General features: G+C 37.6%; 13 protein-coding genes. 4 read left to right on the top strand and 9 right to left on the bottom strand.

Annotation, left to right across the window (positions count from 1 at the left end):
• Positions 1-44: 44 nt before the first annotated feature.
• From A8143_RS04755 to A8143_RS04730, 6 genes are all read right to left on the bottom strand, one after another.
• Positions 45-6,491 (bottom strand): FG-GAP-like repeat-containing protein, encoded by a 6,447-nt coding sequence (locus A8143_RS04755; protein WP_070137613.1) that lies wholly within the window; start codon positions 6,489-6,491, stop codon positions 45-47.
• 183 nt (positions 6,492-6,674) lie between these two features.
• Entirely contained in the window at positions 6,675-7,445 is a 771-nt protein-coding gene (locus tag A8143_RS04750) for an enoyl-CoA hydratase/isomerase family protein (RefSeq protein ID WP_070137611.1), read from the bottom strand.
• A gap of 15 nt (positions 7,446-7,460) precedes the next feature.
• Positions 7,461-9,509 carry a phenylacetic acid degradation bifunctional protein PaaZ gene (paaZ, locus tag A8143_RS04745; protein WP_070137609.1) on the bottom strand — a complete coding sequence of 683 codons (2,049 nt, stop codon included), beginning with the start codon at positions 9,507-9,509 and terminating at the stop codon, positions 7,461-7,463.
• A 111-nt stretch (positions 9,510-9,620) separates the two neighbouring features.
• Positions 9,621-10,607 carry a D-alanine--D-alanine ligase gene (locus A8143_RS04740; protein ID WP_070137608.1) on the bottom strand — a complete coding sequence of 329 codons (987 nt, stop codon included), beginning with the start codon at positions 10,605-10,607 and terminating at the stop codon, positions 9,621-9,623.
• Between the two features lie 121 nt (positions 10,608-10,728).
• The gene (locus A8143_RS04735) at positions 10,729-11,202 is read right to left on the bottom strand and encodes a hypothetical protein (protein ID WP_070137606.1); all 474 of its coding nucleotides are present in this window, start codon (positions 11,200-11,202) and stop codon (positions 10,729-10,731) included.
• Positions 11,202-12,584, bottom strand: coding sequence for a dipeptidase (locus A8143_RS04730; protein ID WP_070137604.1), 1,383 nt, complete (start codon positions 12,582-12,584; stop codon positions 11,202-11,204). Before A8143_RS04730 ends, A8143_RS04735 begins: the two co-directional genes overlap by 1 nt.
• Before the next feature lie 140 nt (positions 12,585-12,724).
• Here A8143_RS04730 and A8143_RS04725 point away from each other — a divergent pair, with 140 nt between their 5' ends.
• Positions 12,725-16,237 (top strand): choice-of-anchor L domain-containing protein, encoded by a 3,513-nt coding sequence (locus A8143_RS04725; RefSeq protein WP_070137602.1) that lies wholly within the window; start codon positions 12,725-12,727, stop codon positions 16,235-16,237.
• A 56-nt stretch (positions 16,238-16,293) separates the two neighbouring features.
• Here the strand turns inward: A8143_RS04725 and thiL are convergent, their stop codons facing one another.
• Positions 16,294-17,328: a thiamine-phosphate kinase gene (gene thiL, locus A8143_RS04720; RefSeq protein WP_070137600.1), complete on the bottom strand. Its 1,035-nt coding sequence runs from the start codon at positions 17,326-17,328 to the stop codon at positions 16,294-16,296.
• A gap of 62 nt (positions 17,329-17,390) precedes the next feature.
• The gene (fumC, locus tag A8143_RS04715) at positions 17,391-18,788 is read right to left on the bottom strand and encodes a class II fumarate hydratase (protein WP_070137598.1); all 1,398 of its coding nucleotides are present in this window, start codon (positions 18,786-18,788) and stop codon (positions 17,391-17,393) included.
• Positions 18,789-18,860: 72 nt separating this feature from the next.
• On the opposite strand from fumC, the gene A8143_RS17005 reads away from it, so the two are divergent.
• Positions 18,861-19,013 (top strand): hypothetical protein, encoded by a 153-nt coding sequence (locus A8143_RS17005; RefSeq protein ID WP_096348982.1) that lies wholly within the window; start codon positions 18,861-18,863, stop codon positions 19,011-19,013.
• 63 nt (positions 19,014-19,076) lie between these two features.
• On the opposite strand, the gene arsC is transcribed toward A8143_RS17005, so the two are convergent.
• Positions 19,077-19,418, bottom strand: a complete 342-nt coding sequence (gene arsC, locus A8143_RS04710; RefSeq protein ID WP_070137596.1) for an arsenate reductase (glutaredoxin) — start codon at positions 19,416-19,418, stop codon at positions 19,077-19,079.
• A 108-nt stretch (positions 19,419-19,526) separates the two neighbouring features.
• Here arsC and A8143_RS04705 point away from each other — a divergent pair, with 108 nt between their 5' ends.
• Positions 19,527-22,814, top strand: coding sequence for a lectin-like domain-containing protein (locus A8143_RS04705; protein ID WP_070137594.1), 3,288 nt, complete (start codon positions 19,527-19,529; stop codon positions 22,812-22,814).
• 49 nt (positions 22,815-22,863) lie between these two features.
• Positions 22,864-24,354: a T9SS type A sorting domain-containing protein gene (locus tag A8143_RS04700; RefSeq protein WP_070137591.1), complete on the top strand. Its 1,491-nt coding sequence runs from the start codon at positions 22,864-22,866 to the stop codon at positions 24,352-24,354.
• Positions 24,355-24,432: the final 78 nt, after the last annotated feature.

The following is a 24,432-nucleotide window of genomic DNA, read 5'->3' as shown; positions in this document are numbered from 1 at the left end:
ACCTACTTTAAGAAATGTTTAAAATGACCTTTTTGCGGTATTGGTTAACGTACGATTAGCGTTCCTGAATATTTATCACCTTTTAAATCATAAGCCACTAGACGATATGTTCCGCTTGAGTAGCGATGAACAGGCAATATGAATTGGTCAAGTTTAACTTGATAATTATCCATAAATCTACCTTCATTATTATACACTTCTAGATAATCAATTTCAATTCGTTCTTGCAATGCATTAGTTAGCATAATTTGCGCGTTAGTTGTAGCGGGATTAGGATAAATAAACACCCCTTGCTGCTGATCACCTCCGTTTGGAACTAAAATAATTTTAGTTGTATTCGTAATGATAAAATCGTTGTAATCAAATTGGATGCCTGCCTTATTCAAAATTTGCTCGTAAGCCGGAACATTTTGTTTCGTTACGATACTAAACGTTACCTGCCCATTACTACCTTCAGGATTTGAAGCTGAATCTGGTAATTCAATTTGGTTATTTACCCAAGTAACTACTCCGTCAACTACAGATACGGAAAAGCTATGTGACGACTCTAACACTTTAAAAGTAGACCAATCTAACCATTGCGATAAGGTATCAACAATGAACACACGGCGGGCCGCATAGTTACCTACATTTTGAAAACGGATCGTATATTGAAGGGTATCCGTCAAGCTCATTTGGTGACGTACACCTTTATTTTTAACCAAAACTAATTTATCATTTGGGTCAACAGATCCGACAACAACATCAAAAACCGATCGGTTATTGTTTGTTTCATCACATTCTAATTCCTCAGTACTTATTGTAGCTTCAAATTCCACAACCTCGTCTAAAGTTGCATCAACGGAAACTGAATCGATGAATTCATAGGTAGAATCAGACAATCCATTTAAATTTTCAATTAATCGAGTATAAGTTCTGTACCCATCCTCTTCGGTTATTGACAACCAATCGTCTCCATACAAGTAAACATTATCAGTAAACCTCAATTCTAGCGTTGGATTTACAGTAGTTTCAGCTACACCATGATTTGAAACAGTTACGGTCAAATCATTCGTCAAGCCTCTTCTAAAAGCTGTTGTTCCAACTGACAATGTTAAATCGGGTGAAAAACAGGTTGGTTTTAAAGCAAAGTCAAATCCACAATATTCAGACTCCCCGGGCAAAATTGCCGCCAGATGTTTACCACCATCTGCAGGAGTCTCTTGAACCCAACTCTCATCTTCTTCCCAACCAATCAAATAATCTCCATAATTAACGTATGTCTGATAATATCCATCACTATTCGTATAAACAAGGATATCTTCATCATTAAAACTAATCGTTTGAGAAGCTATACCCTTCTCCTCCTCATCAAAAACGCCATTTTCATTTTCATCATAAAAAACTTGCCCACAAACTTTAACTCCACATTCTTCATTTATTACAATGGTTTGATTAGCTGTTTGTAGGGTCATTACCTGAATCATACCAGAAGGCCATTGAACCACAACACTATCGATAATACTTGCATCGTTAATACCGAAGATAGTTTTAAGAGAATTTTGCCCACCAATTGCACCGGTTTGAGCACTAATTTCTCGCAACTGCCAAGTTTCTTTACCAAGTATGGTGGCTTTAAGTGAAACTTTGGCTCCAATACCTGTAAAGTTAGAATTACATCCTTTTAATTCTACGGCAAAATAATTATTACATGCCCCTTTTTCGTTGACAAAGAAATCATTTGTACCCTCAGTGTGATTAGAGATATGTAAATCATAGTCACCATCATTATCATAATCTGCCCATGAAGCACCATAAGAATCAGATTCATCTTCAGAAATAGCATTTACAATTTTTGTAAAGGATTTATCTCCATTATTTGCAAATAAGAAGTTTTTATTTCCTTGATCATTTGCGACAATTAAATCAAGGTCTCCATCATTATCATAATCAATCCATGAGGCTCCGTGCGAATTCCCTACATTCACCAGGACTACTCCACTTGTAATTTTAGTAAAAGTTCCGTCGCCATCATTTTCATAGAAATAATTGGGTTCAACATCTCTCGCATTTGTCACAAACAAATCCAAATCTCCATCATTGTCATAGTCACCCCATGTACCGCCAATAGAATGTCCACCATCGTTCACCACATCACCTTCAGTAATTTGAGTAAAAACACCACCGTCATTTCTGTACAAATTATTGTTTTCCCCATTTGTGTTCGCGATAAATAAATCAGGATCATTATCGTTGTCATAATCTGCCCAACTCACACCAACAGCGGAGCTTGCTGTTTCGTTAATCACACTCCCTGTTACAGGTTCAAAAGATCCATCCCCTTTATTTCGAAATAAAAAATTAAAATGTGTTGGATGAATGTCTGAAATAACCATATCGAGGTAACCATCTCTATCATAATCTGCCCAACTAGCAGAATGAGAGTAAACTCCTAAATCTACGATTGGATCATCAGAAATTGAAACAAACGTACCATCCCCTTGATTTTGATAAAGTTTATTTTTAGCATAAGTATTATTTGCCACAAATAGATCTAAATCTCCATCATTATCATAATCACCCCAAGTTCCAGAAACTGACTCTCCTAAGTCTGAAGCAATAGGTCCGGTTTCTACTTTTGTCATGGTTCCATCTCCATTATTATGATAAAGAGCTGAAGGAGCGTCAGCATCTTTATTTGGTACAAACAAATCATCAAAACCATCGCCATCATAATCACCCCAACTCGAACTCCAAGTATTAGAAGCAAAGGCATGTAGTCCAGCTGTATTATCTTTCAAGAATTTTGTATTGGGATCATAGTTTAACTCAATTACTGGTAATTCAATACCACAAGCATTTTCACCTCCAATTTCCAATTCAATAAAATCTCCATTCACAAATGTTTCTTCTAAGCTCACAGTCGTGCGCCAACGGAATCGATTATTATCAAGATCTAAAGCACCTGGAATTCCATCTTCTTCAAAAGAAGCCTCGTAATCATTAATATTATATTGATACTTGAATTCATCGTAAATTGGATCATCTATACTTGAATAAGGATTGGAAATATTATACTGAAAATAACTGCTATCCGATAAAACTTTAATTTTGTTGGTATCTGGAACTGCAACCGCAATATTCATGTTATACATATGCGCGATGTTCACACTTGTAATATCCAAACCAACTTGAACAAGGGGACTGCAGACATCGTCATCTAATAAGTCTGAAAACAACCGAACTTGAAATGCACTTTGTTTTGGTTCGACGTAAAGATCTAATTCTGTAATATTACAATTGAAGCTTTCAAAAGAGCTAGGATAACCTGTACATTCAGAACCAGTATATACCTGAAAAAGTAAAGTATCGCAAGACTCAATATCTGCCGAAAGCGTGAGGTTTGTTGTACTATAATCTTCAACGGTTCCTACTAGAAATAAACCATTAACTTTATCAAGATATTCACCCGAATTTTCATTATAAACATCAACGATGGTTATATTTTCTGGAGCGTCTACAAATAACCAAGTATAATCAGCATCAGCATTGGCCACGTTTTTCACCTTAACGTTCCATTCAACCCGTTTTTGATTAGCATCCACCCATGGACTTGCTGAACTCAACTCTAAATCAGATGGCAAATATCGAATTTGATCGTCTAACGCATCTATATAATCCGTTTCCTCTCCATCAATTGCATTCGATTTTTGATAATTGAAATACCATTTCACAGGTTGAAATACATCTTGCGGCACATCACATGACGGCGCTAGTTCTATTCGAATTAAACCATAAAACCCGTCATCACTATAAGAAAACTCCCCTCCGGCATAATAATTTTCGATATTATAATAAAGCGTGTCGCCATTTATTGCATCAGGTATAATCGATGATAATGTTTCAGTTGCAGAAGAATTCGTTTTTCTTGTTCTGAATTGACGAATAAAGGAATTAACTACGGTATAGTTTTCAGGAATAACAACTTTAACTTCTTTTAAATTCCCCCATGATCTATATTCATATGGAAACAAATTTCCTCCGGCATAATTGTTACAACAGTCACCAATACTCATTCCAAAATTTTGAACGATATTGTTTGAGCAAGAACGCACGGTATGATTACTTGGAAAGTCATTCAAAAAGCTGTATCCAATAAAAGTTGAACGAGCAGCTTTGTTATCACATTGAAATTTATCCTCTGCAGATGGCTCTGGAACATCACTCAAATAAAAATCATTCTCCCAAAGCGTTTCTGCTATTAAATCTTCAACTGAAGATATTAATTGATATTGATTTACTACAATAATTGAATCTCCATTTGAAAAAAGCAAAGCACTTAAATCGGGATTTATGGCACTCAAATAGTCTATTGACAAATTGAATTTGAATGTTTGAGATTCTCCGGAAATTGTCGTTTCCACATCTGTAAAATCAATTATATGAATAATTCCTTCACTCTGATCATAGACTTTCACGGTAGTTTGAATATACTCAAGATGATTACCATGGGAATTGGTTGTCATTAGACTACCAAACTCCCATGTATCAAACAATTCAGACATCACAACACCAGTTGCAATCGTTTGAATTGTGTCACCCACCATTGCTCTATTTAATTTTATTTTAGTTGGATCCATCTCACCTGTCAAATCAGCAATGCCATTGGCATCATTATCTGGAGATCCAAGACTAATTCTTTCCACATCAAAATCATGAAAATAAAGCCCTTCACATGCAACCAATGGACAATGTAAACGCGTAGTTACCACTTCATCACAAATGAGAGGAACTAAACAATCTGATTCGCATGAATAGTCGGCATCGTATGCCACAGACATTGAAATTTCCTTCCAACCAGGTGTACCACATAAACCCGACAAGGTTAAATTAATTTCACTTTTAGGAAGAATAAATGGCTCAGGAATATTGAAAACAGCTTCAACCAAATTTACCTCTTCAGTATAAGTTATAGATTCTGGTTCCCATAAAGCTCCATTACTCGTAAACGCTAGGGATTCATAAACTAAGCCATTTTCTAATTCAAAACTTACAATATACCTTGAATTACCGGTGCTTGGTAAGGTGTTTTTAAAAGAGGATATTGTAAAATTATAAGTTTCTAAAGATTCATTTGAAATTTCCGTAGGAGTCTCTGTAAAAACAGTCATGTATTGCTCATTAATTTCTTGACCTAAAACATTCCCATTATAATCAGTAAACTCACAAATATCAGAGTAATCAACTATTGCTTTCCAACCCTGTATTTTCCAATTTTCACAAACGTCAATACAACACGAAAACATTTCCCATGTCACTATCAAGGAATCGCCGGGAGCTATATTTGGTAAATTTAAAATCACTCTACCTGTTGGACTTACACCCAAACAAGCGTAACTATCATCGGCGGTTGTTGGATAAATTAATTCTGGTGTAATTTCCTCTGGACTATTTAACCACCCCTCACGAATTTTAAAAGAAGCTTCTTCTATCCTAGCATATATTGTCTCATCCATTCCATCCCCGCTTGATTTAAAAACATCTAAACTTATATTTGAAGCATAACCATCACCAGTATTCACAATCACTAATGTTTGTTCATCGCCGAGATCAGCTCCAAAACAACCGTCCGCTTGATTAAGAGCCGTCAGTGTTAAACTCGGACTTTGAAAGTCAACACTCACATGTGCGTATACATTAGAAGATATATCCCACTCATCTTCACAACCCCAGAATGTTTTGAGCGTCGAAGATGAAGTAATATCAACACAGCTTGAAGTCACTATTTTTTCTGTAAGTACTATTGATTCAGTATGATCTAAAAAACCATCCCCGTTACCCACAGATAAAAAATCATCGCTATTGAGGTACAAGGTATCACCGCTTAACGTTCCTGCATTGACCTCAAGCAAACTAGCACCTGCTGAGAAAACGTCGACTATATAAACCTCATCAGTTCGGCCAAATCCAGCATTTAGGACTTCATAAGACCTCGTTGTAGTATCACCGCTAACGACCGTTTGACTAGTTGGTGATAAATTAATTATGTTTAAAGCTGGAAATAGAATATTATAGCTGTCAGACTCATTAAATTCTACACCGGCATCATGAATTAGATTGACTTGATTTCTGAATACGCCACCTGATTTTTGGAAATTTACAGCCGGGATTTTAGCTGTATATTTTATCCTAAAAGTAACGCTATCACCAACTGGAATATCATCTAAACTAAACTGCAAATTTTCGCTAGATGCAACATCCAAAGGGCTTACTCCTTTTGATGTCAATTCAAACATACTCTCGGGTATGTATAGAATGCCCTCAGGAAGAACAACTTGAATGATTGGATTTTCCAGGACTCCCCCGGTGTAATTGATTAACGTAGTTTGAAATACACCTTCTTCTTGACAAACTGTAATTTCGTCTGTCAGTTCATAAGAAGCTGTTACATCTTGAGAAAATGAGGAAAAAGATAATAGCAATGCTAAAAGTGCGTAAATATATTTAATCATAGGTCTAGTTTTGATTTTCAAATGTTAAAACCATACCAAACCATAAAAACGCTTATTTCTTGGGAGTTAAGCAAAAATTAAAAAAGAAATAGTTGTCCCAATTAGGGAATTTTTTCTCAAAATGAAACAAAAAAATAGCCACCCATAATTATTGGATGGCTACTATATTAAAAGTTTATTTTTTTACTTTTTTTTGAATGCATTAATGGCATTCACTGTAAAATCGGATAAAACCAGTTCACCGCTCATTGCAGCCCTTACTTTCAAAAGATTATCCCATTTTTCAGTTCCTTCCCAGAAAATTCCCTTCAACAATTTCATTGATTCAGGGTTCGATTCTGCCAATTTATTCGCAAGTATGTTTACAGCATCATCTAATTCCTCTACTGAATCATAAACATCCGCATACAACCCTTTTTCTCTCGCCCACTCAGCAGATTTCCATTCGGTTGCATTTATAGTTAATTGCGACATTGCAGACATTCCGATCTTACGTTCAACAGCAGGTCCAACTACAAAAGGACCAATACCAATTGCCAACTCAGATAATTTAACTGCCGCATGCTTAGTTGCTAAACAATAGTCAACAGCAGAGGCAAGTCCAACTCCACCTCCTACAGCTTTTCCTTGCACACGACCTATAATTAATTTTGATGATTTACGACAAGCATTAATAACATTTGCAAATCCAGAAAAAAACTGTTTACCGGTTTCAAGATCCTTAATTGAAATCAACTCATCAAAACTAGCACCAGCACAAAAAGCACGATCTCCAGACGACTTTAAAACGATAACTTTTACATCGTTCTTAGCGGCCATTTCCGTAATCGTTTTTGCCAATAAATTTAATATTTTACCAGGCAAGGAATTACTCAACGGATGTCCAAACTCTATCGTTGCGATTCCTTTATCATTAATTTCTGACTTAACGTGTCCTTGATTAATTGCACTCATAATACTTATTTTCTATTATTCTTGATTTCGTTTTTTAACCATTGTTAATATGGTCGCTATTCCAACAGTTTCACCAGTTTCATCATATATATCTACTAAAAACCTAACGATACCTTTAGCAATATCCGAGTCATTTCTTTTTTCCTGATCCGTTTTATCTTTCACAGTAAAACGAACGCCAATCGTTGTGCCAATATAGACGGGTTTAGTAAATCTGCATTCATCTATCCCATAATTTAACAAAACAGGTCCTTTGCGAGGTTCAACAAATAAACCCGCCGCTTTTGAGAGAATAAAATACCCGTGTGCGACTCTCTTTTCAAAAATGGTACCTTCTAAAGAAGTATCATCTACATGTGCATAAAAATTATCTCCACTTACATTTGCAAAATTCGTAATATCAGACTCCGTTACCGTGTGCTTATGTGTAAATACAGTATCTCCTATATTTAAATCTTCAAAATATTGTCTAAAAACGTGTGGATTTGCTTCAGGTTGATCCGCTCCAACTTGGAACTGTTTAGTTATTGCCGTAATGGTTTGTGGATGCCCTTGAACAGCAGTTCTTTGCATATAATGTAAGACCCCTCGTTTACCTCCCATTTCTTCACCTCCACCAGCACGCCCTGGACCACCATGGGTTAGCATTGGCATTGGAGAACCATGTCCCGTACTTTCTTTTGCACATCTTTCATTCAACACTAGAATTCTTCCGTGCATTGTTGCTGCATTTACCACATAGTCAGTAGCTATTTTGTCGTCAGCTGTAACAATTGAAGACACCAACGACCCTTTACCAAGCTTCGCGATTTCGATTGCATCATCTAAGTCTTTATAAGGCATAATTGTTGACACAGGACCAAAGCACTCAATATTATGAACACCTTGTTTATTGTGAGGATCATCATTTCTAAATACTATCGGTGAGAAAAATGCACCTGCCTCTTTATCGGCACCGATAACGTTAAAATTATCCAGGTCACCAATAACAATATCTTGTTCCTTTTGCAATAATTCAACATTGGCTCTTACACGTTCAACCTGCAATTTTGTAGCTAGAGACCCCATTCTTACACTCCTATCTGAAGGATCCCCAATTGTGGTTTTAGCCAGTCGTTTTGAAAGTGCGTTTTGCACGTCATCGATAAGTTCTTCCGGAACGATTATTCGTCTTACAGAGGTACATTTCTGTCCAGCTTTTACCGTAATCTCCTTTTGCACCTCTTTTATAAAGATATCAAACTCTGCCGTTCCTGGAATGGCATCTTTACCTAAAATTGCAGCGTTTAATGAATCGGCTTCCAAATTAAAAGATACCGAGCGTTCAACGATATGCGGTAGAGATTTTAATATTTTACCCGTCGCAGCAGACCCTGTGAATGTAACGACATCCGAACTATCAACAAAATCAATAATTCCACGACCTAACCCTACTACAAGCTGTAAAGCCCCTTCGGGAAGTATTTTTGACGCGATAATATCACGTACCATCAATTCTGTTAAGTAACAGGTGTACTCAGACGGCTTAACGATTGCCGGTACACCCGCCAAAAAATTCACAGCAATTTTCTCTAGCATTCCCCAAATTGGGAAGTTAAAAGCATTAATATGAATAGCAACACCATCTTTAGGAACCATAATATGATGCCCAATAAAAGAGCCACCTTTAGAAAGTGGCACTGCGTCGCCATCTATATGATAAGGCAAATCAGGAAATTGTCGTCTTAACGAAGCATTTGCAAACAAATTCCCAATACCCCCTTCAATATCTATCCAAGAATCTACCCTTGTTGCTCCGGTTGCCGCACTCAATTCATAGTATTTTCTTTTATTTTTAAGTAGGAATAAAGCCAATTCTTTTAACATCAACCCCCGTTGTTGAAAAGTCATTTTTCGGAGTGCTTTTCCGCCTTTTTCCTTGGCGTAATGCATCATCTCCTCATAATTCAATCCAACAGAAGAACAGGTTCCAATCTGCTCACCTGAAATAGCGTTAAACAATTCCGTTTCAACACCTTCACCACTCACCCATTCTCCTAAAACATAATTTTGATATGATTTCATGCTTATTTTCTTTATTAAAATCTAATTTAAGAGCCTTAAAGTTAGGTATTAATTTTGAAGTAAAATCGGCATTTATGAAAACAGTTGATTCCCGAATAAAGTCTCTAAATCTTAATTTGACTCGCTAATTGCAGCTTCAATCACCTCATCAAAAACTTGCTCCAAGGTTTTGCCCATTGCCCTAACTTGTTGGGGGACTATACTCTGTTCGGACATTCCCGGTGTTGTATTCACTTCAATTAAAAAAGGAATATTATCTTCGGAAACTATAAAATCGATACGTGCGATTCCTTTTAGTCCCAACCGTCTGAAGATTGCTTTTGTCGTATTTTGAACTTCTGTCATTAAAGCTGCGTCAATATTTGCCGGTGTGATTTCCTGTGACTCACCGTTGTATTTAGCTCCAAAATCAAAGTATTCATTATTACTAATAATTTCAGTTGGTGGTAACGGTATAATTTCAGCTTTGTTCTTATAAATCCCACATGTAATCTCACGCCCTTTAACAAACGACTCAATAACCACTTCTTTATCTTCTTCGAAAGCTTTTGCTATCGCAGCTGGCATTTCCATTAGTGTATTCACTTTGGAAATTCCAAAACTTGAGCCCGCTCCATTTGGTTTAACAAAACAAGGAAAACCAATTTCATCCGCTATTTCAATAGTATTAGGATTATTTCCTTCCCGAATTAAAATTGCTTTCGCCGTCGCTATTCCAAAGGCTCTCAAGAAGCTATTGCATGCCCATTTATTAAAGGTTAAGGCAGAGCCAAATGAGTCTGAATTAATATATTTCAAACCAATCATATCAAAATAAGACTGCAGTTTTCCATCTTCGCCTGGCGTTCCATGTATGGTTATAAAAGCGATATCAAAACCAAGAATTTGATCATCTACAATATATGAAAAAGTGTTTTTATCAATCGGTGCTACACCGCCTCCTTTCAGGTTAACGTGCCAGCTTTTCTTAGAAATCTCAACCAATAGAGGCTCATACATTTTACGATTCACATGTTCATAAATCATTCGAGCACTCTTTTCAGATATTTGATACTCAGATGAATACCCTCCGTAAACTATTGCAATTCTCTTTTTCATTTCTCAAAATTAATTTCGTGGCAGAATTATTTTGATTTTGCCACAATGGGAACATATTTCTAAAATTAAGGATTTAAAGATTGAAAAAAATAGGGTCGTTCGAAAGATATTAACACCAAAACTAGAAAAAAGACAAGAACTCTTCGAAAGACATCTTATACGTATAATCAAGCGGCCATTTTCTTTTGTAAACCGCAACGCCAGCATTAATTTTTCCTTTTAGCGTAAAATCAACACCTTGCCCCGTCATTAAGGACCAAATTGAAGAAAAACCACTTTTCACAAAACGAGAGGCATCCCCAATTAAAACAAAGGGATAATTTCCTTCTCGTTTTCGTTTAATCTTAATCTTTTCAGCTATTTTAACCGAACCGCAATCTACGCCAGCAATGGTTAAATTAAGGTGTGATGGCTTAATCACCACACCATACCAATTTGGGTTATTGATCACATAATCGAAACCAACATAAATTCTATCCCCTTTTTTTTCAACCGTAAAATTTTCCATCCCAATGAACTCAAGATCACGGTAAAAAAAACCTGCATTCGCATTTAAATTAAACGCAAGTAAAAACAAGAAGAATATCTTTTTCATTATTTCTTTATTTGAGCATAATGCTTGTAAAAAAGTGGTATCGTTTCAATTCCTTTAAAATAATTAAACAACCCGTAATGTTCGTTAGGTGAATGAATTGCATCTGAATCCAAACCAAAACCAAGTAAAATTGTTTTTAAACCCAGCACTTTTTCAAACATTGATATTATAGGAATTGATCCACCGCTTCTAACTGGAATTGGTTTCTTCCCAAAACTTTCTTCAACCGCTAGACTTGCGGCCTTATATTCTAATGAATCAATTGGTGTTAATGCAGGTTCACCACCGTGGTGAGGTGTAACTGTCACCCGAACACTATCCGGCGCAATTGCTTCAAAATGCTGCTTAAATAAGTCTGTAATTTTATTCGGATCCTGATTAGGAACTAAACGCATCGAAATTTTAGCATTAGCCTTAGAAGGCAGAACAGTTTTTGCACCTTCACCGATATAACCACCCCAAATTCCATTCACATCCAATGTAGGACGAATTGTAGCTCTTTCCATTGTCGAAAACCCTTTCTCTCCATCTGTTGACTTGATGTCAATCGCTTCACAATAACTTTCCTCAGAAAATGGTGCTTTTGCCATTTCAGCACGTTCTTCATCCGTACTTTCTATTACATCATCGTAAAAACCAGGGATAGTAATATGTTTATTTTCATCCTGCAAAGAAGCTATCATATCAGCTAAAATATTTATTGGATTAGCGACTGCACCTCCATACAAACCTGAATGCAAATCTCTGTTAGGACCAACTACTTCAACCTCTACATAACTCAATCCTCTTAAACCTGTTGTTATTGAAGGAACATCTTTTGCCAACATACCTGTATCGGATACAAGAATAACATCTGCCTTTAGCATCTCTTTATACGTTGATATAAAAGTCTCTAAGTTGGCTGAACCGACCTCTTCTTCACCTTCAATTATGAATTTAGCATTACAATTTAAGCTATTAGTTTTAATCATAGCTTCAAATGCCTTAATGTGCATATACATCTGTCCTTTATCATCGCAAGCTCCACGTGCAAAAATGGCTCCTTCTGGATGTATGTCTGTTTTTTTGATCACTGGCTCAAACGGCCCAGAATCCCACAATTCCAGAGGATCTGCAGGCTGAACATCATAATGACCGTACACTAAAACAGTAGGTAGCTTGTCATCAATAATCTTCTCAGCATAAACAACAGGATGTCCATCTGTAGGAATAATTTCGACGCGATCCATATTTAATTCTTCGAATTTTGTCTTCAAAAACTCAGCAGTTTTCTTGACATCATCATCATAACTAGAATCTGCGCTGATTGACGGAATCTTTAACAAGTCTATAAGCTCATTTAAAAACCGATCCTTATTTTCCTCAATATATTGTTTATACATAGTGTTTTTGTTTGTTAGCGTTACAAATTTACCAATACTTTCCGACTGTAAAGATTAGGAATTAATAAAAATTTCTACAACTTTATGCAACGAAAAAGTCAATCACAAAGTCTATTATTTGAAATTAATGCCTTAAAATCATGGATAACGCAATACGCTCAATGTTCATTCTTTCTTTTTTCTTGATAGGAGGAATAGGATATAGTCAAATCACAGTTACAAATACCCAAACACCGGAAGAACTTGTAAGTGATGTCCTAGTAGGTGCTGGAGTAGAAATATCAAATGTTGAATTTAACCACTCCATACCCCTAGCTGGTGTTGTACAAGCGCAAGCTGGTTTTTTTGATGCTAGCGGAATGGATTTCCCAATACCATCAGGAGTAATTTTAGCAACAGGAAATGTAAGACTCGCAGAAGGACCGAACGATTCAGGGTCTGCTACTGATAACGAAGGAGTTGCCGTAGACCCAAATGATGCGGATCTCGACGCTATTGGAACCACGACTATTAACAATGAAGCAGTTCTTGAATTTGACTTTGTACCCTCTGGTGACTCCGTCGTGTTTAAATATGTTTTTGCTTCCGAGGAATACCATGAGTTTTCAACTTCTTCCTTTAACGATGTATTTGGTTTTTTCATTTCCGGACCAGGTTTTGCTGGACCATATGAGGATGGAGCTGAGAACATTGCTATTATTCCTGGAACAGCCCTTCCTGTATCAATGAACAACTTAAATAACGGCTCTTCTAATACTGGCCCATGTGTTAATTGTGAATTTTTAGTTGATAATACTGGAGGAACAGAAATTCAATACGATGCGCACACCGTTGTTATGTATGCACGAGCATCAGTTGAATGTGGAGAAACGTATCATATCAAAATGGCGATAGGTGATGCTGGAGATATGTCCTATGATTCTGGTGTTTTTCTTGAAGCTAGTTCTTTCTCCTCTAATGGTGTAGAGGTTGAAATTGCTTCCGTTTTAGGTGAAGATGCATTAATTGAGGGATGTGACTCTGCACTTGTTACTTTCATTCGTCCTGTAGGGTCGGATACAGTAGATCTAACTGTTGATTTTGAGATAGGAGGAACAGCGACTAATGGAGTTGATTATGGTGAATTGGATGATTTTGTTTTTTTCCCGGAAGGCGAAGATACAGTAACCGTTTGGATAGTACCCGAAGATGATGGAGTAATTGAGGGACCTGAAACCGTTACAATTACCGTAGAAATCATTAATGAGTGTGGTGATACAATTTTAACCGAAGCCACGATAGAAATTATAGACCCATACGACATTTCTGTATTTACTGATGATATTTTTATTGAGTGTGCGGAAGATTCACTCATGCTTACTTTTGAAACGGATGGTGTACCTGAATTGGAAATAGAATGGAGTTCAGGTGGAACTGAAATAGAAGAATGGGTACCTGGTGATATTATTGGCACCACAATTTATACAGTTGAGGTTACAGATGTATGCGGCGAGACAGCCACTGGTGAAATAGAGGTCACACTCGATCCAGCATCAGATATGTATCTCACCTTCAACCAAGACTTATTTGTGATTTGCCCTGAAGAAGAGATTTTTATTGACGCTACAGTGCATGACCCGTATGATGAGGACGAATTAACTTTTGAATGGGATCCTACTGGAGATGAGACAGAAGACATCACCACAGAGGCTATAGCCGAAGGCTGGTATTATCTTTCGGTATATGACGGCTGTTTTACAGTTAAGGATTCTGTAAAAATTGAATTTGGTGAAGTTGATTTGGAAGGAATAACAGTTATTGACGCCGTTGATTGTCCCGGTATTGCCGATCCTACACTTGGATCAATTATCGTTGCTCCTGATGACCCGACTTGGAGCTACGAACTTGTTGGCTACGAAGGACCGGTTCCGAGTGGTGTTTTTGATGACCTTGCTGGAGGAATTGACTATATTTTAGTAATTACAGACGAAGACGGTTGTACGATGGACACTATAGTTCCTGTTGGACTAGGAGAAAACGCTGTTCTTGCCACTTGGGAGGTTGACAGCCTGAGAGACGTAACTTGTTTTGGTGACATGGATGGAGGAGCTTATATCTTTGATATTAATGGAGGAATTGAACCTCCATACGATGTTATTTGGACAAATATTGGAGGTGTTTATGACACAGATACAGATGTCCCTGTAGATGGCGATAGTGAAATTGACAACTTAAATGGTGGAACCTGGACAGTTACGGTGATTGATCAAGAAGGCTGTGCTTGGTCCCATTCTTTTGAAATATTCGAACCTGAGGAACTAACCATGGAATTAATCCACAATGAACCAACATGTTTTGGGTTTTCAGACGGTTCGATTACTGTGAATACAGAAGGCGGTAATGGCGGAGAAACCTATGTAATGACAGACGCGGACGGCGTACAATTAAACGTTGAAAATTCAAACACGATTAATACGTTAAAAGCAGGAACGTACTTTATTACCGTAACAGATAAAAACGGATGTACGATTTCCGAATCATTCACGCTTGGTCAACCTGACGAGTTAGACATTGAATTCACCGTTAACCAACCGCTTTGTTACGGTATCGAAACGGGGTATGTAGAAGTCGACACAGTATTCAATTATACAGGTGCGTATGATCAAATTGGTTATTATTGGGCTCCTAACCCAAGTGGATTTAATGGAATTGGAGCTTATTTCACTAATCATTTAGGTGATGGTGATTATACGTTAACCATTAATGATGAAAATGGATGTTCGAAAACATTTGATTTTACGATCCAATCACCACCCGAACTTAAGTTCTCCGAAATAGGCCATTTCCCTGCTTATTGCCGTGTTTATGGTTACCAAAGCGGAAACGGAGAGGTGTTTGCAGCTGCTACAGGAGGAACACCTGATTATACCACTCCAAAATGGACTTACCTTGAAGATGGAACAACTGTTGAACAAGGAACATGGGGAGGAAGAAACCCAGGAGATTACGTAGTTGTAATCGAAGATGGCAACGGCTGTATTTTAACAGACACTGTAAAGGTCGACTCGTTAAACCCTATCGCAGATTTTACGATTAATTCTGATCAACTGAATAATGATCTAAAAGGAACAGCTCCAGTGGACGTAACTTTCACCAACACATCGTTATACTTTGCTAATCCGAAAAACCCATTAGCTGACACAACATTCCAATGGAATTTAGACTCTCCTTTTAATGATTGGTTTTTCTCGTATGACTACTTCGAAACTTTTGACACTACTTACGAAGCAAGGGGTGAATCTTATTTAGTTGATGTTTGTCTAATTGCTCAAAACAAAAATGGCTGTGCTGATACAACTTGTAAGACTATTGAAATTTTTGAACCAATTAAAATCACACCTGTCAATGTTTTTAGCCCTGATGGCGATGGGATCAATGATATTTTCACTTTCCAATTTTCGTCAGCCTCAATCTCTGAATTTAATTGCGTAATTGTAAATCGTTGGGGCGTTGTGGTTGGTGAAATTAATGACATAGGAAATGGATGGGATGGCACTGACAAAAGTGGTAGCCCATGTAAAGATGGTACGTACTTTTACAACTACACAGCAATATCCGATGACGGAACCAAATTGGAAGGACAAGGAAACTTGTACATCCTGACCAAAAAATAGATTAAAAAAAAAGGGAAGCTAATTAGCCTCCCTTTTTTTATCTTCACTACTGAATTTTATTCTTCCGAAAAATGATTCCAACCTTGTGCTTTCATAGGCACAAGAGAGCCATCACGCTGAACTACATTCATTCCACTATTCTTTTCAGTAAAATGTCCAATAACTGTCAAATGCTCACTTCCTTTTATTTTTTCATAGTCGGTTTGGCTGATAGAAAAAAGTAATTCGTAATCCTCTCCACCATTCAAAGCACAAGTGCTTGCATCTAAATCGAAATCACGTGCAACCCGATAAGTTTCATGATCGATTGGTAGTTTTTCATCATAAATATTACATCCTAAATTACTATTTGAACAGAGGTGCATGGCCTCTGAAACTAAACCATCGGATATATCAATCATAGCGGTAGGTACTACGCCCAAATCATTTAAATAATGTATTACGTCTTTGCGCGCTTCGGGCTTTAACTGACGTTCCAATATATAATCTACACCCGCCAAATCCGGCTGAATATCAGGATTTTCTTTAAAAATCATCTTTTCACGTTCCAGTACCTGAAGCCCCATATAGGCTCCACCCAAATTTCCTGTCACCACCATCAAATCATTTTCTTGTGCCCCTGATCGGTATACAATTTTATCCTTATCAACTTCTCCAATTGCCGTAACCGAAATCACCAATCCGCTCAACGAAGAAGTCGTATCTCCACCTATTAAATCAACCTTATATAAATCACAAGCAGTACGAATTCCTTCGTAAACTTCTTCTAAAGCCTCAAGTGAAAATCTATTCGAAACGGCAATTGAAACAGTAATTTGCGTTGCTTCTGCATTCATCGCATAGATATCAGATAAATTAACGATCACCGCTTTATACCCTAAATGCTTTAAAGGAACATAAGAGAGGTCAAAGTGGACACCTTCAACCAACATATCAGTTGACACAACCTTTAACTTTTCACCTCCATTTAACACAGCTGCATCGTCACCTATACCTTTTACTGTAGAGCTTTGTTCTATAGTGAACTTTTCTGTCAAACGATCAATTAATCCAAATTCGCCTAGTTGCTCCAACTCTGTTCGTTTATCCATAATTTATTGATTAAAAAAGCGCCCTAGCTGTACGCCAGGACGCTCACATTTAAAATTACTAATTAGTCTAATGAACCGATCATTTTCTTTGGATCAACCCATTCATCATATTTTTCTTCGGGCACATAACCTAATCGAACAGCCTCTTCTCGCAATGTTGTTCCATTCTCATGAGCTGTATTAGCAATTTCCGCTGCTTTGTAATACCCAATTTTCGTATTTAACGCCGTTACCAGCATTAATGAGTTATTGAGCAGTTCTTTTATACGACCTTCGTTAGGTTCAATTCCTTTTGCACAATTTTCATTAAAAGAAAGGCATGCATCACCAATTAACTCAGCTGATTGTAATAGATTATACGCCATCATCGGCTTAAACACATTCAATTCATAATGTCCTTGAGCTCCTCCAACAGATACAGCCACATCATTACCCATAACTTGCGCACACACCATTGTAATCGCTTCTGCTTGCGTAGGATTTACTTTTCCTGGCATAATTGAAGATCCTGGTTCATTTGCAGGAATAATAATTTCGCCGATACCTGAGCGAGGACCTGAAGCCATTAATCGAATATCATTAGCAATTTTATTGAGCGAAACAGCTAACTGTTTTAAAGCACCATGCGATTCAACGATTGCATCATGGGCTGCCAAGGCTTCAAATTTATTTTCAGCTGTTACAAAAGGAAGTCCTGTAAACTCTGCAATATATTCTGCTACCAACACGTCATAACCCTTAGGTGTATTGAGTCCTGTACCGACTGCAGTACCTCCTAAAGCTAACTCAGCAAGATGAGCTAACGTATTTTTTAGTGCTTTTAGACCATGTTTTAATTGCGAGGCATATCCTGAAAACTCCTGTCCTAGGGTTAAAGGAGTTGCATCCATTAAATGCGTCCTTCCGATCTTCACAACATCGGAAAATTCTTTCGATTTAGCCTCAAGTGTTTCCAAAAGTGCTTCCACTCCAGGAATTGTTTTTTCTACAATCATTTTATAGGAGGCGATATGCATTCCCGTTGGAAAAGTATCATTAGAGGACTGTGATTTATTAACATCATCATTCGGCAGTAGAGTTTTCTCTCCTTCTCCAATCGTATTTCCCGCTAATTCATGAGCGCGATGAGCTATTACCTCATTAACATTCATATTCGATTGTGTACCAGATCCGGTTTGCCATATAACTAAAGGGAATTGATCATCCAATTTTCCTGCTAAAATTTCATCACAAACCTGTCCAATTAAATCTCTTTTTTCCGCAGGCAAAACTCCTAATTCACAATTCGCAAATGCTGCCGCCTTTTTCAAGTAGGCAAAACCGTAAACCACTTCTAGAGGCATCGAACCAGCCGGACCAATTTTGAAATTATTTCTAGAACGCTCTGTTTGAGCCCCCCAGTATTTATCAGATGGTACTTTCACCTCTCCAATTGTATCTTTTTCTATTCTATAGCTCATTTTTATTTCTTTTTCTAAGAATTAATATTAACTTTACCGCACAATTTTGACACAAAAATAATACTTAAAATCATGTACGCATTAGGATTTGCTTTATTTCTTTTAGTTGGTTTGATGGCATTTTGGCTATTGGCATTTGTTTTAGGAGTCGCTGTTCCTATGTGGCTTACAATTGGTGCTGTTGAAATGTTAAGACCAAAAAGATTAACTGAAGACGAAGAATAATTCTTACGTCATTTGAAAATAAATTTTACAAAAAAAGGGAACCAAGTAGGCTCCCTTTTTTTATTATTGAAGTAAATTTAAAATATTTTCAGGTGGACGTCCGATAACCGCTTTATCACCTTTTACAACAATTGGACGCTCAATTAACTTAGGAAACTCAACCATTGCATTAATCCAATCTTCCTCTGACATTGTCTTACCTTTAAAGTTTTCCTTAAAATCTTTTTCTCCTTTTCGAATTATTGATTCTGCAGACACACCTAGCTTTATTAATAAATCTCTGATTTCATCTGCATTCAAGGGAGTTTCCAAATAATGAACAACCTCATAATCCAGTCCGCTTTCCTCTAAAATTTTTAAACCTGTTCTACTTTTTGAACATCTATTATTATGTAATATTTTCATAACGATTAACTTTACCTTACAATGTTAGGGATAAAAGACAACTTTCTTTAACTTTATCTCGTATAAATACTAGAAAAAACGACATATTTCGTTCGTACAAATTTCGCTATGCATTATAAAAACGGTCTTCTATTATTATTCATTTTCGGACTCTCGAAACTGCATGCGCAGTACACAACAACCGGTGATGCGACTGCCATTTCTTGTAATTGTTTTGAAATCACTGCTGATGAAGTCAATGAGAACGGTTCATTCCATAAGGACGCAGCAATCAACTTGAATACGGCCTTTAACTTTAAATTCACCGTCAATTTTGGTTGCGAATCAACAGGTGGTGAAGGAATGGCATTTGTGTTACAGAACGCAGGTTGGAATACTGGAAACGATGGTGCAGGTATTGGTTATGAAGACATTGCAGGCAACGTCCTAAGTGTTGAATTTGACACAAGAAACAATGATGCCGCGGGAGAAGTGGAAAATTTAGACATTGCAAGTGATCATATTTCTCTTCAGGATAATGGTGATACCTTTCACGAAGCGGACAATCCCAACAATCTTTTGGGTACACCTACTGGTCTAAATAGCGGAGAAACACCAACACCTCATGAAATTAAACCAGGATTCCCTGAGATGGAAGATTGCGAAGATCATTTAATTGAAATTAATTGGACGCCAGGAGCGAATCAAACCATTGAAATTATTGTAGATGGAATAACCTCATTGACATATATTGGAGACATGATTGACGAGCAATTTGGCGGAAATCCAAACGTATTATGGGGATGGACTGGTAGCACCGGCGTTTTGTCAAATATTCAAACAGTTTGCCTAGCTTTAGAACCAGATTTCTCTTATACACCAACTAATTGTCCAGGCGAAGAAATTTCATTTTCTGATAATTCTTTTGCCTTCAATTCGATAACAGATTGGAGCTGGGACTTCGGTGGTATAGGTAGCTCAGCCATTGAAAACCCTTCATTTACATTTGATGAATCTGGTGAATATGAGGTAGTATTGACAATAACAGACGATGAAGGATGTGAAAACTCAATTACCATTCCAGTACCAGTTGGATTTGACACTGAAGTGATTGCTGATGACGATGTTGTTTGTATAGGGGAAAGCACCATTCTACATGCGCAAGGACTTCCTTTTGAAGCTACAGAATGTTGTTTCAAACTTGTGTTAAATGACGCATGGGGCGATTATTGGGGTAGCGGTATTGCAAACGAAATTGAAATAATTGCTGACGGCGTTACTTTTGGAACATATACACCAACTTCATATTCCCCAGGAACACCAACCAGTGACACTATCGATCTATGCTTTGATCAGGGAACGGAGTTAGAGCTCATTATCCATGGCGAAGACAGTCCTTTTGAATGTGAATATATTTTTTTGGATGCCGATCTAACTGAACTAATAGCTGTTGATGGTGGCTCAGGAGAATGGGAAGATGGGCTTACTGAAACACATACTGTCGATTGTGGAATTGACCCGCCATCCTATGTATACCAATGGGACAATCCGTTACTACTTTCAGATGATACAGATCCTAATCCAACTGCAACAATTACTGATGCCACTTGGTTTCATGTTGAGATAACTGACCCTGAAACAGGATGTACAATTATAGACTCTATTGAGATTGACGTTCACCCTCCCGTAACTGCTACCATATCTGGGGATGAAACAATTTGCGCTGGGGATGAAGGAGAGTTAATCATTGAATTTACAGGACCTGCACCATATACCGTAGAAATTACAGGACCGAGTGGTACTTTGCCATTAATAACAGACATCATGTCAAGTCCGTATTTAGTATTGGTTGATGAGGACGGAGGTTATTCAATATCATTTGTTTCGGGTGATGGTTGTGAAGGCACATTTACCGGGACTGGTAGTATCTCTGTTATCGTTCCTTTTAATGTAGACATTGAATCCAGTGCAACATATTGCGAAGGAGAGTCTATTGAAGATTTAGAAGTCGTTAGTACGGACGGAGGTGAAGTAAATTGGTATGATAACCCTGGTCTTATTCCTCCTGCAATCGGCACAGGACTTACTTTTACACCATTTCCTGGGGTTGGAACGACAACCTATTATGCTGCTGAAACTGAAGATATTTTAGGCTGTCAGGGTGAAGGGGATGCGGTGACCATCACAATAAACCCCGTGCCACCTGCTCCAACATACACTGGTGAAACAGAGTACTGCGAAAGTGACGTTGCCGAAGAATTGATTGGAATACCCTCCTTAGACGGAACGATAACATGGTATGATGATGCGCCACCCACGGGAGACATCCTTTCAATAGGGTCAACTTATACTCCAATCTTGGCCGTACCTGGTACAACTCTATATATTACTGAAACGGCCGATGGGTGTGAAAGTGAAGCAACTGAAATTGAAATTAGTGTAAGTCCCACTCCTGAACCGCCTGTAGTCGATGGAATTACGGAGTATTGCGAAGGCGACCCTGCCAGCGAGTTAACAGCCACAATTGCTTCTGAAGGAACAATCGAATGGTACTCTGAAGGAGGTACCCTATTGGCAACTGGAACAACGTACATCCCAGCTCTTACACCAGGTGAGTCCACAATTCTTGTATATGAAGTATTAGGCGGATGTCAAAGCGACCCGACTGAAGTTACCATTTTGGTTCAAGCCGCACCTTATATCGACGTTCTCGAAAATTTTACCCTTTGTAGAGGCGATTCAATTCAAATCAATGCTGATCATAATGGTTATGAAATCACATGGAGTGATGGTCAGTCTGGTCCAAGTGTTTGGTTTAAACCGGAAACAACCAGTACTTATACAGTAACGGCTACAAATCCTGCTTGTGGCTCAAGTGAAGATGTATTTACCATAACAGTTTATAATCCACCTCATATTGAAGTAAGCAACGACACAGTTATTGGTCTAGGTGGTGAAGTTAACTTATGGGCGTATAGCGAAGGAAGTACTTTTTATGAATGGTCACCGGAAGTTAACTGTATTACGGAGGATTGCTCTGAAATCACCGCGATTCCGGAATCCGCAACTTTGTATATTGTAACGGTTAGAGACGATAATAACTGCTTAAACTCGGATACGGTTTTTGTCGACTTAAATGGAATTATGGAAATTTTTGTTCCGAACATCTTCTCACCAAACAATGATGGCTCCAATGATAAACTCTTTGTTTATGGCCCAGCTTTAACTAATTTTAATTTTGAAATTTATGATCGATGGGGTAAACGAGTCTATAGATCTGATGATCAGAAAGAAGGCTGGGACGGAACGTTTAAAAATGAATTATTAGCACCCCAAACGTTTGTGTATCGAATCTCTGGAGAAAACGTCTTAGGTGAGGAATTTTATTTAGATGGAAATGTAACCATCATAAAATAAACCGTTGGCCTAATTTTTGCGTATATACCTGTGTACTATTCAAAAAAATATGAGAAAAACATACCTTTTATTAGGATTACTAGCTGCAACATCAGCATTTAGTCAATCTGACTTTTTAACTCAACCTGTGAGTCATGAGTTAAATACGAGCCCAGACTGGAGCAGTATAGAAACGCGTGCTGCGGAAGATTCATGTGGAGCATATTTCAATAATTATATTGGACTGGAAAAAACAACAGATCTTTATTTTGAAGGTTTGAGAACGGGAAGTGTATCCGACTTTGACCCCTATGCAGGTCGAGGGCAACGATTTCATGCCTATCAACCAATAGAAGTAAGCGGTGTACAATTCTACGCTTTCCATACAAATCCAGACGAGGATTCTTTAATGGTGGTCACCTTACTTTATGATTACGACCAAGATATTGATTCAGCTGGAGCAGAACTCGCTCGCGACACTGTTTGGGTAAAACATGATGCATTTACGGCTGATTTACCAGAAATTGAAGTTAATAGTTATTTTGACTCACCAGTTCTTGTTGAAGAAGACTACATTGTCGCTTTATATACCTCGCTAGATGATTCGTTGAAAATTATAACGAATGACCCATCTGGAGATGGAGAAGCTGAAGGTGTTTCCTTTGCTTATTATGATAATCCCGCTGCACCAAGTTACACCGGCTGGTACAATACATTAGCAACTTTTGGTCCAGGATATGACATTGATTATTTGATTAATCCTAGAGTAAAGTATAAAATGAGTAACGATTTCATTCTAAATTCCGACTCTATCTGTCCACTGGTGGTGAGTGCAGCTTGTGTCGAATATAATCAATTTGAAATATTTTCTGATCCTCATTACAATCGCCATGCTGATGAACCTGAGAGTAAAATTCGTTGGTACTGGGGTGATGGACTTCAAAATGAGGACTTAACCGAACTTTGTCATACCTATAGCGAAAGTGGAACCTACACGATTTCTATGACTGACACAATTCGTAGGTTTGAATACGCTCCGAGTTATTGCGTGGTTGAACTAAGTCAAACTATCGAAGTATTAGACTCAGCATCTGCAAATGCATCTTTCACCCACAGTGGTTCAACAGTGTATTTTGACGGCGAACCATTTTTAGCCGATTCCGTATTTTGGGACTTTGGAGATGGAAACTCGTCTTCACTAGAAGATCCGACCTATACTTATAGTGAAATTGGAACATTTGAAGCTTGGTTTTATGTATTTGGACCATGTAATACAGACTCAATTTTGGTAACTGTAACGACGGATGATGTCAGTATTGCTGCTGAAACTAAAGCACAAATTAAAATGTACCCTAATCCAACAGCCGACAATTTCAATATTTCGGGAATTTCAAGTGGAACAATTATTCAAATACACACCATTTTAGGAGAAAAAGTTTATCAGTCTACTGCACAGTCGAGTACCGTAAACATCAATGTTTCACAATTTGCAAAAGGCACGTACTTCGTGCAACTTAAAAATGGTACAGAATCAATCACCAAAAAACTTATAATTCATTAATAAATTGATATAAATCACCTTAAACACCACCGCAAGAATCTTGTGGTGGTGTTTTTTTTGGTAAAAAATCCGCACATT

This window comes from Crocinitomix algicola (assembly GCF_001661595.2).
Lineage (GTDB): Bacteria > Bacteroidota > Bacteroidia > Flavobacteriales_D > Crocinitomicaceae > Crocinitomix > Crocinitomix algicola.
The sequence above is the reverse complement of the archived record's forward strand: the minus strand, read 5'-3'. Positions and strand labels throughout refer to the sequence as shown.